This is a genomic window from Flavobacterium sp. MEB061, from assembly GCF_000834715.1.
GTDB lineage: Bacteria > Bacteroidota > Bacteroidia > Flavobacteriales > Flavobacteriaceae > Flavobacterium > Flavobacterium pectinovorum.
On record NZ_JXQR01000023.1, the window covers coordinates 67,300 to 81,069 of the forward strand.

Consider the following 13,770-nt stretch of genomic DNA (forward strand, 5'->3'; position numbering starts at 1 on the left):
ATTTAAAATCATATGAATCCGTCTTCTAATAAACTCCCAATTTCTTTTTCGATTGATAAATTACAAAAAGAACTCGCTATATGCGAAAATGATTTATGGACGCCACATTTTAACACCAATCGTTACGAAGGAAATTGGACAAGCGTTTCTTTAAGATCGCAATCTGGTTTGGTAAACGATATTACTTCTTTTGCAAATACGGAACATAAAAACACTAATCTGCTGGATCGCTGTCATTATTTTAAAGAAATTATGGATTGGTTTCAATGCGAAAAAGAAGCCGTTCGATTATTGAGATTAGGACCAGGAAGCGAAATAAAAGAACATGTAGACAATGATACTTCTTATGAAGATGGTTTTTTTAGAATTCACATTCCAATTATAACAAATGAAGAAGTGTTTTTTTATGTGGATAAAAAACGGGTTCCGATGAAAATGGGGGAGTGCTGGTATGCCAATTTTCAGCTTCCGCATAGTGTCAAAAATAAAAGTGCAGAACCGCGCATTCATCTTACACTTGATTGTATCAGAAACGATTGGTCTGATAAATTATTTGCAGAAATGGGTTTTGATCTCCATTTCTCTCCAGAAACTACTTCATATTCTGACGGAGTAAAACAGCAAATTATTGATGAACTTTCCCGAAATCCATCAGAAGTTAACGCTAAAATTATTGCTGATTTATTAGCAGAATAAAATATAGAATGGAAAATATAAATCACTCTCTTTTAAATTGGATTCCTTATAAGCTGGTAGAAAACGACAACGAAATTTATTTTGAATGGATTTATCTGGCTGATATAAAATATGCAGAACCTTTTTTTGATGAAACAATAGCAAAATGTCGAAGTCATGCTTATAATTCAAAGCCGTTTAAAGTAATTACAACTGCAGAAAATCTCCTGAATTGGTCTGCTGCATTAATTTCTGTCGAACTAAAATCGCTTGTATTTCATGTATCACGATGCGGTTCTACAATGTTGAGTCAGTCTTTGGCAACTTCTTCTGAAAATATCATGATCTCAGAAGCGCCCATTATCGATGAAATTTTAAGAAGTGATAAATTTGATCGGAGAAAAAAAGCTTCTCTTTTAAAAGCTGTAATAACATTATTAGGTCAGAGAAGATTTCCGGAACAAAAGAATTTAATTATAAAGCTGGATGCCTGGCATATTTTTAATGCCGATTATTTGCGATCCATTTTTTCTGAAATACCTTTTGCATTGCTTTACAGAAATCCGGTAGAGGTTTTAAAGTCGCATCAAAAACTGACGGGAATGCACATGGTTCCGAATTTATTGCCATTTCAAGTTTTTGGAATTTCTGCCGAAGAAATGAACGAAATTAGTTTTCATCAATATGGAGCTTTAGTTTTAGAGAAATATTTTCAGGGATTTCTTCACTTTTCCGAAACAGATCAAAATGTAATTAAACTGAATTATAATGAAGGAATGAAAAATGTCGTTGAGAAATTTACCTCCTTTATTAATGTTGATTATGCTAATAATGAACTTGATAAAATGTATGAAAGATTAGAGAAACATTCAAAAAATGAAAGCGCTATTTTTGAAGGTGATTCTTTTAAGGAAGAAGAATTACAAGTTGATTTTGCAGAAGTTAATCTTTTGCATGAAAAGCTTACTACTAGTTTTATTGAATTATAATATATTTTTCCATCACTTTTTATAGTATTTTTATTCCATGAAAAAGTTGATTGTATTACTAGTCTTTTTTTTGAATACCGTTTTATTTGCCCAATCAAAAATTAATAGAATTCATTCCTTTAGTTATAATGGGAATATGGAAAAAATTGAATTTTTAAAAAGTGATAATTATACTGTAGATTATCATAAATACTTAAATTTTCCTGTTGAGTTTTCTATTTACAATCCTAAACCTGGTTTTACCCCGACTAAAATTGAATCACAAAAATATTATTCTTTTAAAAACACCAATTTATTGCTCAAAAGAGAAATGAGTAATAAAGAACCGGAGCCAATTTATCCGAATCAGGATAAAAAGAAAAGTTTTGGTGAAGCTATTTTCAGTGATGTCTTAGAAGGTGTTTTTAGTAAAAAATAGAAATAAAGCAATTCAAATACTTCTTTTAAAATGTATTTTTGCTTTAAATAAGCTTTAAAATGATTGATTTAGATTACCTCGCTTTTCTTGAAAATATATTAACAGATAATCGTAAGGAAAAATTCTTAAAAGTACTTGGAGACCGCACCAAACATTTTACAATTGTTGTAGAAGATGTTTTTCAAATGCATAACACAAGTGCTGTTATGCGTAGCTGTGAGGTTTTTGGAATTCAGGAACTCAATGTGATCGAGCAGCGTTACGGAAAAAAAATCGACAAGGAAATTGCAATGGGTGCTCAAAAATGGGTTGACATCAATCAGTTTGATTCGGTTACCAATTGTATTTCGACTTTAAAAAATCAGGGTTATCAAATTATAGCGACAACTCCGCATGAAAATGACTGTTTACTGGAGGATTTCGATATTACAAAACCAAGTGCTTTGTTTTTTGGAACAGAAAGAGATGGTTTATCAGAAGAAATTTTAGAAAAAGCAGATGGTTTTCTTAAAATCCCGATGGTTGGTTTTACAGAAAGTTTGAATATTTCTGTTTCAGCCGCAATCATTATTCAAAACCTGACAAACAGATTGCGTAATTCAGATATCGATTGGCAATTATCAGAAAATGAAATTCTGGAAAAACGTTTGGCCTGGGCGAAAAATTCGATTAAAGATATTAAACGAATTGAAGCGCGTTATTTTGAAGAAAATTCAAGGTAGTTTGGTTTCCTGCAAGGTTTTTAAAACCTTGTAGGTATTTCTAATGTATCACTATATAAACCTACAAGGTTTCGAAAACCTTGCAGGTTATTGATGTGATTATCTCTTCAAAAACAAAATAAATCCTAAAATACTAACAATCAAAATGGTTAAAGCGGCTAAAACCATTGTTAGATCGCGAATATTTTTCCCGGCCCAATCCATAAATAAAAATTTGTGGAGAATAGCAAACGAATAGCCTTCAACCATATCAGAGCTTTCAATTTTAGCAGCCAGTCTTGAAGTAGAAGTTTCTATGAAATAAATGGTTTTTTCGGGAGTATCATATGCCAATTTTACAACTGGTAATCTTTTGTTGACAAAGCCGTATTCCCGGCTTTCAAAATCAGTTAAAACTTTTGATTCTAATAATTTTGCATTTTCCAATGAAGTTTCAGGTTCGTCTGAACTTTCGACCATTTCACAGCATGCTGCTTTTGGAGCGCCATCTGTAAAATAATAAGCCAGGAATTCAGCGTATTCCAAATCAATATTGGGCGTAATTTTATTTGTAGCCGCATTAATACAAACTATTTCAGATTTTTTATTGTCTTTTTTGTTCCATTTTGAATTTGAATCTCCTTTTGGTTTTTTAAACTTTTCTTTTTCTAATAATTGACATCGGAAATATGTTGTGTCGTTTAAAGTAATAATACTTGCGTTTTGAAAACGAGTCCAATCTAAATTTAAAATATTATTTGCAACAGGAATTTCTTTGGTTTTAAAAGTGGGTTCGTAAATCATTTGCGATAAAGTATACGGCGTCCATTTTGTTGTGGCATGATATGCGCCGCTAAAAGCAAATGTCAACGTAAAAAGAGAAACCCAAATTCCGATTTGGCGATGGTATTTTCTCAATCCTTTTTTTGGTGCTAAACTATCCGTCTTTTTGAATTGTTTCCATAATAAACCATAAATTAAGATACCGCTCAAGGCAGAAAAACCAATAATAGACAATAAAAAAATCATCGTAATAATTCTAATACTATTGTTTGTAATAGCATCTATAAACGACCAGTTGTGAAAAGTATCAAAAAACCAAATAAACCATTGTCTTGAAGTTGGATTATAAGTTGCCAGTTTACCCGAAGAAGTTTCTACATAAACCTCCATTGTATCAGGACGATCAAAAGTCATTTTGTAAACTGGTAAATAGCGGTTTACATATTTATATTGCGAAGTGAATTCGGTAACAACTTCACTTTTTGTTATGACACTTTTTTGATCATCTAAAAAATATCTTGAGAGCCATTCTGCATATTTTTGATCTCCATTCTCTAGTTTTTCAGCTGTTGAGGTATCAAAATACCATAACTCACCAAAAATCGTTTTTACCTGATAATAAGTTGCATTGTTAAAAGAAACGATTCTGAAATTTTTGAATTGTGTTAGCTCGTTTTTCTGTAAAACTTCCTGAATTGAAAAATGTAATTGATTTTTATCAATAATTTGTTGTTCCAGTTTGTCATGAGCAATTTCAGGTTTGAAAAAATGCGCCATAAACGGATGCATCAAACCAGATAATGTCCAGAAGATTACCGGAATAATTGTAATCAACCCAATTGTACGATGCCATTTGTACATATGTTGTTTGATTTTCTTGACAATCTTAGTCCCGATAGTCTTCGGGATCTTTTTAGACTTTTTCTCTTTTATTTCTTTGCTCATATTCGCGTTTCTTATGGTTGTCTAGTGTTTTTTTTTACCACAGATTAAAGAATTAAAATGATTTTAAAAATCTGTGTTAATTCTTTAATCTGTGGCTAAGTATTACTTTTTTAATGAAAAATTGTACTGAATTCCAAACACAAAAGTTCTTGGCGCTGCAGCTGTATAGGTTGGCTGAGCATTTGTGGTATTTGCTCTTGAAACATTATAAGCATATAATTTATCGGTTAAGTTTAATACATTTCCGTAAACTTCTATTCCCTTCCATTGGTAGCCAACTCTTGCATTAAACAAATTGTATCCGCCATATTTTATCGTGTTGATTTGATCCTGATAGTAGCTTCCTACAAGTTGCCATTCTACAGAAGTTCTTAAATTCGGAAGCCAGTTTGGGTAATAACTTAATTCTGAATTTCCAGACCATTTTGGTGCTGCAGGCATTTCCTTTCCGTTTAAATCCTGAACCGGATCTGATGGTTTGTCAGAAAGTTTAAAATCAATATAAGTATGTTGAGCATAAGTTCCGCCCAGGCGAAAGTTGAATTGTTTTGAAGGACGATAAGAAGCTCCAAATTCAATCCCTTTATGACGGGTTTCTCCAGCTGAGCGATAATCAGTCGAATTATCAGCAAGTTTGATGTTTAAAAGTTCGTTTTTTCCTTCCATGTAATAGAAAGCATAATCAAAATTTAATTTATTTTGAAGGAAAGAAAACCATCCGCCAACTTCGTAATTATTGAAAGTAGCAGGTTCCAGATTATAATAGAAATCAGCAGGAACACCAGTTGTTCCGCCAGTTCCGGGTTTTGTTCTGAAAATTGAGGTAATTCCGGGAGGAGCAAAACCTTGTGAATAATTGCCATAAAAACCGGCAAATTCAAATGGATTATAATTTGCACCGGCTTTAAAAGTCATTTTGTCGTAAACTTTGCTTCCTGTAGAATTATCCAATGCATTTTCATAATTCACTTTCATATTGTCATAACGACCGCCAACAGTGATAACTAATTTCTCTATCGGATTAATACTTACTTGTGCATAACCAGCCGTGTTGAAGATATCGGCTGTGTAATCTGCTAATTTAAAATCAGGATGTTCTGCAATAATTTCATAAGAATCTACAGTTTGCTTTCCGGTTTCTCCGGGATTTAAATTCGCTTTCAAATCAATTACATAAGACCAATAGGTAACAGGTGAATAGTCATATAAGGCTCCTGCAACAATTTTAGTATTTAAGAAATCAAATTTTTGAGTATGCTGTCCTATTGCTCCATAACTTTTAAAGTTGTTTGAATTGACTTCTCCTTTTGCCGTTGTCGGATTTATAGTCGGACTCCATTTAATACCATATGAAGGATTTTGCCCTAATTTATTGTCACGCAAATAAGCTGTAATGTAACTGCTTGAATTACTATTCCAGTCGTGTTCTAATGTCAATCGTGTTCTTAACGCATCAGATTTTCTATAAGTAAAATCGGTTGTACTTTTATAAGTTCTGTTATTAAAAGCATCTTCGTTTACGCTTCCGCTCATGTCAGAATAATATTTTCCATACATAGTATTGCTGATTAATCGGGTAGAAGAAGAGATGTTATAATCGATTCTCGCATTCAGATTATCTTTGTTGTAATCAGAATACATCATCCAGCCATTTTCTTGCAGACTTGAAATTCCGGCAATATGAAAACCAACTTTTCCAATTGTTGCACCACCGGCAGCCTGAAATCTATGGTAGCCATAATTATCAGCCTGAACTCCAAATTTAAATTCAGGATCAACGGGTGGTTTCAGCGAAATTAAATTGATGGTACCGCCAACTGCTTCAGGGCCATATAAAGAAGAAACCGGACCTTTTACCACTTCAATACTTTGTAAGTTATATTGATTGATTTCTAATAAAGCATTATGATTGAAAATTCCCATTGGGCGAATTGGCAAACCATCTTCCAGATATAAATAATACGCATTTGTTGTCATTGGCTGACGAATCGACATCATGTGCTGTTCGTTTCCTAAATTGACCATTAAAACTCCGGGTGTTTTGTTTATAATCTCGTAAACAGCTGTTGCTTTGGTTTCGTTGATTGTTTTTGCCGTTATTTTACTAATAGCAACAGGTGTTTCTTTACGTAAAGTAGCTGTACGATTGGCTGTTATAAAAACGTTTTCCAATTTTTGAGATTTTGTAGTGTCTTGTTTTACTTCATTTTGTGCAAGAACACATTGCCCTATGATTAATAGGGTAAAGTATATTTTTTTCATTTTAAATTATATAAATTTTAAAAGTAACATGTGTTTTTCCTGACTTTAAGACAAGAAAAAATCTTTTCAGGTTTGAACTGAAAAGTGTAGCTAAAATTTATATAAAATAGGATGGAGGATGAAAGGTAGCATTTGAAACCGAAATTGGTTTAGTATCGAATGAAGCAAAAAGTTTGGCTTGTGATTCGATTGGTGCTATTAATTTGAAATTATTTGTGGATGAACTCTGAATGTAAACAACTTCTGCTTTTTCTTTCAGGTTGTTTTGCATTCTTTTTTCGTTATCGGAATATTTTTTTAAACTTTTTTGAAGTTCGCATCGACCGTTACAACTATTAAAAACCATTTTTCGTTGTACACAGATGGTTTTTGAAATTTCTTCCTGGTTTAATTTGAATGAGGTATAAACAAAAAAGCTGCCAAAAGATGGCACTAAAAGCATGCAGGAAAGAAATATGATTAAAATTCGCTTCAAAGCTTTTTTTATTGTTTACGATTGCAAAAGTACTGTTTATTCAATTTAGAAAGAATTTATTTTTAAGTTTTCCTAAAAAAAGTTTACAGTTTCTGTTTGCATTCACTGACTATAAGTACGATTGGGCTAAAAAGTGAAAATTATTTAAAAGACAAAACCCGACAGGTTTTTAAAACCTGTCGGGTTTGATGTATAATTTAGATGTCAGTCTGTAAACTGAAAACTGCGACTACAAACTGTGACTTATTTAACAAGAACCCATTCGCCAGAAGCGATTAAAGATTCTGCTTTTTTAAATTTCATTTCTTCAGTTTTGCCTGTAGCAACTTCCTGAACTGTTACAGTATCATTACGGTTGATTTTTGGCATATCTCTAACAATCGTTTCTGTAACCTGACGTTGTTGTGTTTCTCCAGCTTCACGGTTAATGTCTTCGCTGTTAACAATTTCATCTTTACTTAATTTGAAGTTTTCTTTTTGACGAACTTCTCTTGCTTCGTGAATTTCTGAAGTAACGTTTTGAGCTGGTAAATCACCTTTAAACAAGAATGAAATTACTTCTTTGTTAACGTTGTCCAACATTCCTCTAAACAAATTGAAAGCTTCTAATTTGTAGATTAGTAATGGATCTTTTTGTTCGTGAACGGCTAACTGAACAGATTGTTTCAATTCGTCCATTTTGCGTAAATGTTTTTTCCAGGCCTCATCAACAATAGAAAGAGTGATGTTTTTCTCGAAATCAGCAATTAACTGAGCACCTTCGCTTTCGTAAGCTTTTTTCAGGTCAGTTACTACATTCAAAGTTTTGATTCCGTCAGTAAATGGAACTACAATACGCTCAAAATGATTGTTTGGCTCTTCGTAAACTCCTCTAATGATAGGAAAGGCTTCTCTTGCGCTTCTTTCTGTTTTTTCAGTGTAAAAAGCCAAAGCTTCTTTGTATACTTTTCCTGTAATTTCGACATCTGATAATTTTGTAAAATCAGCTTCAGAAATTGGAGAAGTGATTCCGAAATAACGAATCAAATCAAAATCAAAAGTTTTAAAATCGTTTGCTGCTTTATTGTTGCTTACGATTAATTCGCAAGTATCATAAAGCATATTGGCAATATCCAGTTTTAAACGCTCACCAAATAATGCATGACGACGACGTTTGTAAACTACTTCACGTTGTGAGTTCATAACGTCATCATATTCTAATAAACGTTTACGAACACCAAAGTTGTTTTCTTCTACTTTTTTCTGAGCACGCTCAATAGATTTGGTCATCATAGAATGCTGAATAACTTCACCTTCCTGTAATCCCATTCTATCCATTACTTTTGCAACTCTTTCAGAACCAAACAAACGCATTAAGTTGTCTTCAAGAGAAACGTAAAATTGAGAACTTCCCGGATCTCCCTGACGTCCTGCACGACCACGTAACTGTCTGTCAACACGACGAGAATCATGACGTTCTGTACCCACGATTGCTAAACCTCCGGCAGCTTTTACTTCTGGAGATAATTTAATATCGGTACCACGACCAGCCATGTTTGTAGCAATAGTTACAACACCGGCTTTACCAGCTTCTTCAACGATTTGTGCCTCTTGTTTGTGCATTTTAGCATTCAAAACGTTATGGGTAACGCCTCTCATTTTCAACATACGGCTTAATAATTCTGAAATCTCTACAGAAGTTGTACCAATTAAAACTGGTCTTCCTGCGTTTGATAATTCAGTTACATCTTCAATTACAGCATTGAATTTTTCACGTGTCGTTTTGTAGATATAATCTTCTTTGTCTTGTCTTGACATCGGACGGTTGGTTGGAATTTCAACAACATCCAATTTATAAATCTGCCACAACTCGCCAGCTTCTGTAACGGCTGTACCAGTCATACCACCCAATTTGCTGTACATTCTGAAATAATTCTGTAATGTAACAGTTGCAAAAGTTTGTGTAGCAGCTTCGATTTTTACGTTTTCTTTAGCCTCAATCGCCTGGTGTAAACCGTCAGAATAACGACGACCATCCATGATACGACCTGTTTGTTCATCGACAATCATGATTTTGTTGTCCATGATTACATACTCTACATCTTTTTCAAAAAGAGCGTATGCTTTTAAAAGTTGAGTAAGAGTATGAATACGCTCGCTTTTTACTCCAAAATCCTGGAATAATCTTTCTCTTGCTTCCGCTTCCGCGTCTTTATCTAATTTTTGTTTTTCGATAGCAGCAATTTCAGTTCCGATATCCGGAAGTACGAAAAAGTCAGCATCAGTATCTCCAGAAAGGTATTGAATACCATTATCAGTCAATTCAACCTGATTGTTTTTTTCTTCAATTACAAAATACAAAGCTTCATCAACTTTGTGCATTTCGCGATTGTTATCCTGCATGTATTGATTTTCGGTTTTTTGAAGCAATTGTTTGATTCCTTCTTCACTCAAAAATTTAATTAATGCTTTATTTTTAGGCAAACTTCTGTAAGCTCTCAATAATAAGAATCCACCTTCTTTAGTGTTTCCTTCTTTGATTAATTTTTTAGCTTCGGCTAAGAAACCATTTGCTAACTGACGTTGTTGTGCTACTAAGTTTTCGATTTTTGGTTTCAGCTCATTAAACTCATGACGATCTCCCTGTGGAACCGGTCCTGAAATAATAAGCGGTGTTCTTGCATCATCAATTAATACAGAATCGACCTCATCGACAATAGCGTAGTTGTGTTTTCTTTGTACAAGATCACTTGGAGAATGTGCCATGTTATCTCTTAAGTAGTCAAAACCAAATTCGTTGTTGGTTCCGTAAGTGATATCTGCGTCGTATGCTTTTTTTCTTTGTTCTGTACTTGGCTGGTGATTATCAATACAATCAACAGTTAAACCGTGAAATTCGAATAAAGGCGCTTTCCATGTACTATCACGTTTTGCTAAATAGTCATTCACAGTTACTAAGTGAACTCCGTTTCCGGTTAAAGCATTTAAATATAACGGAAGTGTAGCCACCAAAGTTTTACCTTCACCTGTTTGCATTTCGGCAACTTTACCTTCGTGTAAAACCATACCACCAATTAACTGAACATCATAATGAATCATGTCCCATGTAATTTCTTTACCGGCAGCATTCCATTTATTAGCCCATGTTGCTTTATCACCCTCAATAGTGATGTATGTTTTAGTAGCCGAAAGTTCGCGGTCTTTTGGAGTTGCAGTAACTTCAATAAAAGAATTGTCTTTAAAACGACGTGCCGTTTCTTTAACAACAGAAAATGCTTCAGGAAGAATTTCCAATAAAGTTTTTTCTGAAATTTCATAAGCTTCTTTTTCAAGAGCATCTATTGCATCATAAAGATCTTCTCTTTTATCGATGTCTTCGATGTTTTCTACTTCTGCTTTAAGCGAAGCAATTTTAGCATCTTTATCAGCTCTGGCTTCTTTTATCTTTTCCTTAAAATATGCGGTTCTGGCTCTTAATTCGTCGTGAGACAAACTCATTAAGCTAGTTTCGAATGTTTTAATTTTGTTTAAATAAGGTTGTAAAGCTTTGACATCTTTCTGTGATTTATCACCTACAAAGACTTTTATAATACTGTTTATGAAACTCATGATTTATTGTATTTCTATTATATGTAAATGTTGTATTTAGAACCAAAAAAAAAGCCTCTGTGATGAGACTTTTTCCTTTGGTTTATTTTTTAATATTCATCCTCATTCCAAAGATAATCTTCGTCTGTTGGATAATCAGGCCAAATTTCTTCCATTGATTCGTATATCTCACCTTCGTCCTCGATAGATTGAAGATTCTCTACTACTTCTAACGGAGCACCAGCTCTAATAGCGTAGTCAATAAGTTCGTCTTTGTTAGCAGGCCATGGCGCATCACTTAAATAAGATGCTAATTCTAATGTCCAATACATCTGTTATCTTGTTTAGTTTGTGCAAAAATAAATTTTTTACTGAAAAAGACAAGTAAATTTTGATTTATTTTAGTAAAATTTAAGAACGTCTCTTGTTAAATTCCAATATTTAAACTCCAAATTCCAAAAATATTCTTGAAATCTCAGTATTTAAATTCCAAATCCCAATATTTGGAACTGTAATTTGTGATCTTAAAATTAAAAGAATTTTAATTTCTTTTAATTGGAATTTGGGATTTCAAAAATTGGAATTTTAAGAAAATTTATTTTCTAGGTATCCACTTTACTTCATCCGCTTTTAAGTCAAACGACAACTTCCGTGCCAAGACAAAAAGGTAGTCAGAAAGTCGGTTTAAGTACATAATTGCGATTTCAGGAACGTGTTCATTATGGCTTAAATGTACTGCCAAACGCTCTGCACGACGGCATATGCAGCGCGCTATATGACAATGTGACACGGTTGGATGTCCGCCCGGCAAAACAAAATGAGTCATTTGAGGAAGACTTTCTTCCATTTTATCAATTTCATTTTCTAATAATTCAATATCAGTATCAATTATTCCAAGGTTTTTTAATCGAAGTTCTCCATTCTTTAAAACCTCTTTTTCTTGAGGAGTTGCCAAAATAGCACCAACTGTAAAAAGTCGATCCTGGATTTCGATTAAAATATCTTTATAATGCTTGTCTATTTCCTGATCACGAATGAGACCTATATAAGAGTTTAATTCGTCAACGGTTCCATAACTATCAATTCTGATATGATCTTTAGGAACACGAGTACCTCCAAAAAGAGCTGTTGTTCCTTTATCTCCTGTTTTTGTATATACTTTCATTTTTATTGTAGATTGTAGATTTATGATTTTAGATTGAAATGCTGATTTTAAATTTTAGATTTAGGAAATAATCTAAAATCTAAAATCAGCAATCTAAAATTATTTAGTGGTGTCGCTTTCAATTAAGCCATCACGTAAACGGATTACACGGTGTGCATAAGCTGCAATATCTTCTTCGTGCGTTACCAGAATTACGGTGTTTCCCTGTGCGTGAATGTCTCCAAAAAGCTTCATGATTTCTACAGAAGTTTTACTGTCTAAGTTTCCGGTTGGCTCATCGGCTAATATAATAGAAGGTTTGTTGACCAAAGCGCGGGCAATGGCAACACGCTGACGTTGTCCTCCAGAAAGTTGATTGGGTTGATGATCCATCCTGTCAGCTAGATTTACCTGTTTCAAAACTTCTTCAGCCCGTACAGTACGTTCTGATTTTGAATGTCCGGCGTATATCATTGGCAAAGCAACATTGTCTAAAGCCGTAGTTCTTGGTAAAAGATTGAAAGTCTGAAATACAAATCCAATTTCTTTATTTCGAATTCCGGCCAATTCATCATCTTTCATTTTGCTTACATCTTTTCCGTTCAAAACATAATGTCCTGAAGTTGGAGTATCCAAACAACCTAATAAATTCATTAAAGTTGATTTTCCGGATCCGGATGGTCCCATTAAAGCTACATATTCTCCCTTGTTGATCTCTAAATTAATTCCTTTCAGAACATAAACAATTTCATTACCAAGTACAAAATCTCGTTTAATGTCTGTTATTTTAATTAATGGATTTGCCATTTCGTTTTACAATTTTGGATTTAAAAGTACAAAACACTTTTCAATAATATATAAGTAGTATTTAATTGATTTTTGTTACAGGAATTGAAACCAGCAAAATAACTTATGAGCTTACTTATTATTTCTTTTTTAAAAAGTATAATCCAATACAAGAAAATGTTGTTATATGATTTTAGATTGTTTTTATATAATTATCATATTTTTCATTTTATATTAAATTATTTTTATTTTAAGTATTAATTTTTTAATAATTATGTATAATAATTCAAATATTTAACTATATTTGTTGTAATAACTTTTAAAATCAAAATTATGAAAAATATACAAATTGTATCAGGAATTGCATTAATTGCACTAGGTTTTGCGTCATGTAAAGATGAAAAACAGGAACAGGCTAAAAAAACAATCGACTCATATGTAACATATGTAGATTCAGTAAAAAATGTGGCGGCAGATGATTTAAAAGCCGATTGGAAAGATGTTGAAGCTGAATACAACAGAAGAGCAGAAAATGCACAATTGGCTCTTGCAGACATTAAAGACAATGCAGCTGAGACGGAAAGAATAAATGCCAGTAAAATGAAATATGAAGAATTTAAAACCGGAATGGCAGCAACTCTCGCACCTCCTGTAAGTGCAAAACAACAATTACGTAATGCGTTGTTTGGTGAAGGAAAAATTGGTGATGATATGAGTTTTGCCTGGGTAAATGCTCAAAATATTCATAGTGTATATCAACAATTTGTACATACTGTAGAAGACAATAAAGACAGTTATTCTCGTGAAGACTGGGATGAAATTAAATTGATGTATGAAGCGCTTGACAGCCGTAAAAATACCGTTGAAAAAGAAGGACTTTCATCTGAAGATAACAGAAAAATTGCCGGTTTAAAAATAAAATTTGCCCCAATGTATACTGTTAACAGAATGGGAGCCAAATCTGAAGAAACAGCAGCAGCTAAAAAATAGGTTATTAGTTTAAATTCGATTTGAAAAATGGCAAT

At 33.1% G+C, this 13,770-nt stretch carries 12 protein-coding genes; 5 read left to right on the forward strand and 7 right to left on the reverse strand.

All coding sequences use genetic code 11. The features are described 5' to 3' along the window. Positions 1–12: 12 nt before the first annotated feature. From RT99_RS12950 to RT99_RS12965, 4 genes are all read left to right on the forward strand, one after another. Positions 13–696 (forward strand): aspartyl/asparaginyl beta-hydroxylase domain-containing protein, encoded by a 684-nt coding sequence (locus tag RT99_RS12950; RefSeq protein WP_042565180.1) that lies wholly within the window; start codon positions 13–15, stop codon positions 694–696. Between the two features lie 8 nt (positions 697–704). Next, on the forward strand, positions 705–1,664 hold the full coding sequence (locus tag RT99_RS12955) for a sulfotransferase family protein (RefSeq protein WP_042565181.1): 960 nt from the start codon (positions 705–707) through the stop codon (positions 1,662–1,664). A gap of 136 nt (positions 1,665–1,800) precedes the next feature. Then, positions 1,801–2,082, forward strand: a complete 282-nt coding sequence (locus tag RT99_RS12960; RefSeq protein ID WP_131494915.1) for a hypothetical protein — start codon at positions 1,801–1,803, stop codon at positions 2,080–2,082. A gap of 59 nt (positions 2,083–2,141) precedes the next feature. After that, positions 2,142–2,804 carry an RNA methyltransferase gene (locus tag RT99_RS12965; protein ID WP_042565183.1) on the forward strand — a complete coding sequence of 221 codons (663 nt, stop codon included), beginning with the start codon at positions 2,142–2,144 and terminating at the stop codon, positions 2,802–2,804. Positions 2,805–2,903: 99 nt separating this feature from the next. Here the strand turns inward: RT99_RS12965 and RT99_RS12970 are convergent, their stop codons facing one another. From RT99_RS12970 to RT99_RS13000, 7 genes are all read right to left on the reverse strand, one after another. Continuing rightward, the gene (locus RT99_RS12970; protein ID WP_042565184.1) at positions 2,904–4,511 is read right to left on the reverse strand and encodes a PepSY-associated TM helix domain-containing protein; all 1,608 of its coding nucleotides are present in this window, start codon (positions 4,509–4,511) and stop codon (positions 2,904–2,906) included. Between the two features lie 102 nt (positions 4,512–4,613). Then, on the reverse strand, positions 4,614–6,773 hold the full coding sequence (locus tag RT99_RS12975; protein WP_042565185.1) for a TonB-dependent receptor: 2,160 nt from the start codon (positions 6,771–6,773) through the stop codon (positions 4,614–4,616). 97 nt (positions 6,774–6,870) lie between these two features. Further along, positions 6,871–7,248 carry a hypothetical protein gene (locus RT99_RS12980; RefSeq protein WP_242607202.1) on the reverse strand — a complete coding sequence of 126 codons (378 nt, stop codon included), beginning with the start codon at positions 7,246–7,248 and terminating at the stop codon, positions 6,871–6,873. A gap of 243 nt (positions 7,249–7,491) precedes the next feature. After that, the gene (secA, locus tag RT99_RS12985) at positions 7,492–10,836 is read right to left on the reverse strand and encodes a preprotein translocase subunit SecA (protein WP_042565187.1); all 3,345 of its coding nucleotides are present in this window, start codon (positions 10,834–10,836) and stop codon (positions 7,492–7,494) included. A gap of 89 nt (positions 10,837–10,925) precedes the next feature. After that, a complete protein-coding gene (locus RT99_RS12990; protein WP_007138072.1) occupies positions 10,926–11,147 on the reverse strand; it encodes a DUF2795 domain-containing protein in 222 nt (73 codons plus the stop codon). 263 nt (positions 11,148–11,410) lie between these two features. After that, positions 11,411–11,980 carry a cob(I)yrinic acid a,c-diamide adenosyltransferase gene (locus RT99_RS12995; protein ID WP_042565188.1) on the reverse strand — a complete coding sequence of 190 codons (570 nt, stop codon included), beginning with the start codon at positions 11,978–11,980 and terminating at the stop codon, positions 11,411–11,413. Positions 11,981–12,079: 99 nt separating this feature from the next. Then, a complete protein-coding gene (locus RT99_RS13000) occupies positions 12,080–12,766 on the reverse strand; it encodes an ABC transporter ATP-binding protein (protein ID WP_042565189.1) in 687 nt (228 codons plus the stop codon). Positions 12,767–13,078: 312 nt separating this feature from the next. Here RT99_RS13000 and RT99_RS13005 point away from each other — a divergent pair, with 312 nt between their 5' ends. After that, complete coding sequence (locus RT99_RS13005) at positions 13,079–13,735, forward strand: DUF6565 domain-containing protein (protein WP_042565190.1); 657 nt, start codon at positions 13,079–13,081, stop codon at positions 13,733–13,735. The last annotated feature ends 35 nt before the right edge of the window (positions 13,736–13,770 follow it).

Coding starts and splice junctions, on each gene's coding strand:
- RT99_RS12960 (WP_131494915.1), top strand. CDS start 1,801: ATGGAAAAAATTGAATTTTTAAAAAGTGATAATTATACTGTAGATTAT.
- RT99_RS13005 (WP_042565190.1), top strand. CDS start 13,079: ATGAAAAATATACAAATTGTATCAGGAATTGCATTAATTGCACTAGGT.
- RT99_RS13000 (WP_042565189.1), bottom strand. CDS start 12,766: ATGGCAAATCCATTAATTAAAATAACAGACATTAAACGAGATTTTGTA.
- RT99_RS12955 (WP_042565181.1), top strand. CDS start 705: ATGGAAAATATAAATCACTCTCTTTTAAATTGGATTCCTTATAAGCTG.
- RT99_RS12975 (WP_042565185.1), bottom strand. CDS start 6,773: ATGAAAAAAATATACTTTACCCTATTAATCATAGGGCAATGTGTTCTT.
- secA (WP_042565187.1), bottom strand. CDS start 10,836: ATGAGTTTCATAAACAGTATTATAAAAGTCTTTGTAGGTGATAAATCA.
- RT99_RS12990 (WP_007138072.1), bottom strand. CDS start 11,147: ATGTATTGGACATTAGAATTAGCATCTTATTTAAGTGATGCGCCATGG.
- RT99_RS12965 (WP_042565183.1), top strand. CDS start 2,142: ATGATTGATTTAGATTACCTCGCTTTTCTTGAAAATATATTAACAGAT.
- RT99_RS12950 (WP_042565180.1), top strand. CDS start 13: ATGAATCCGTCTTCTAATAAACTCCCAATTTCTTTTTCGATTGATAAA.
- RT99_RS12995 (WP_042565188.1), bottom strand. CDS start 11,980: ATGAAAGTATATACAAAAACAGGAGATAAAGGAACAACAGCTCTTTTT.
- RT99_RS12970 (WP_042565184.1), bottom strand. CDS start 4,511: ATGAGCAAAGAAATAAAAGAGAAAAAGTCTAAAAAGATCCCGAAGACT.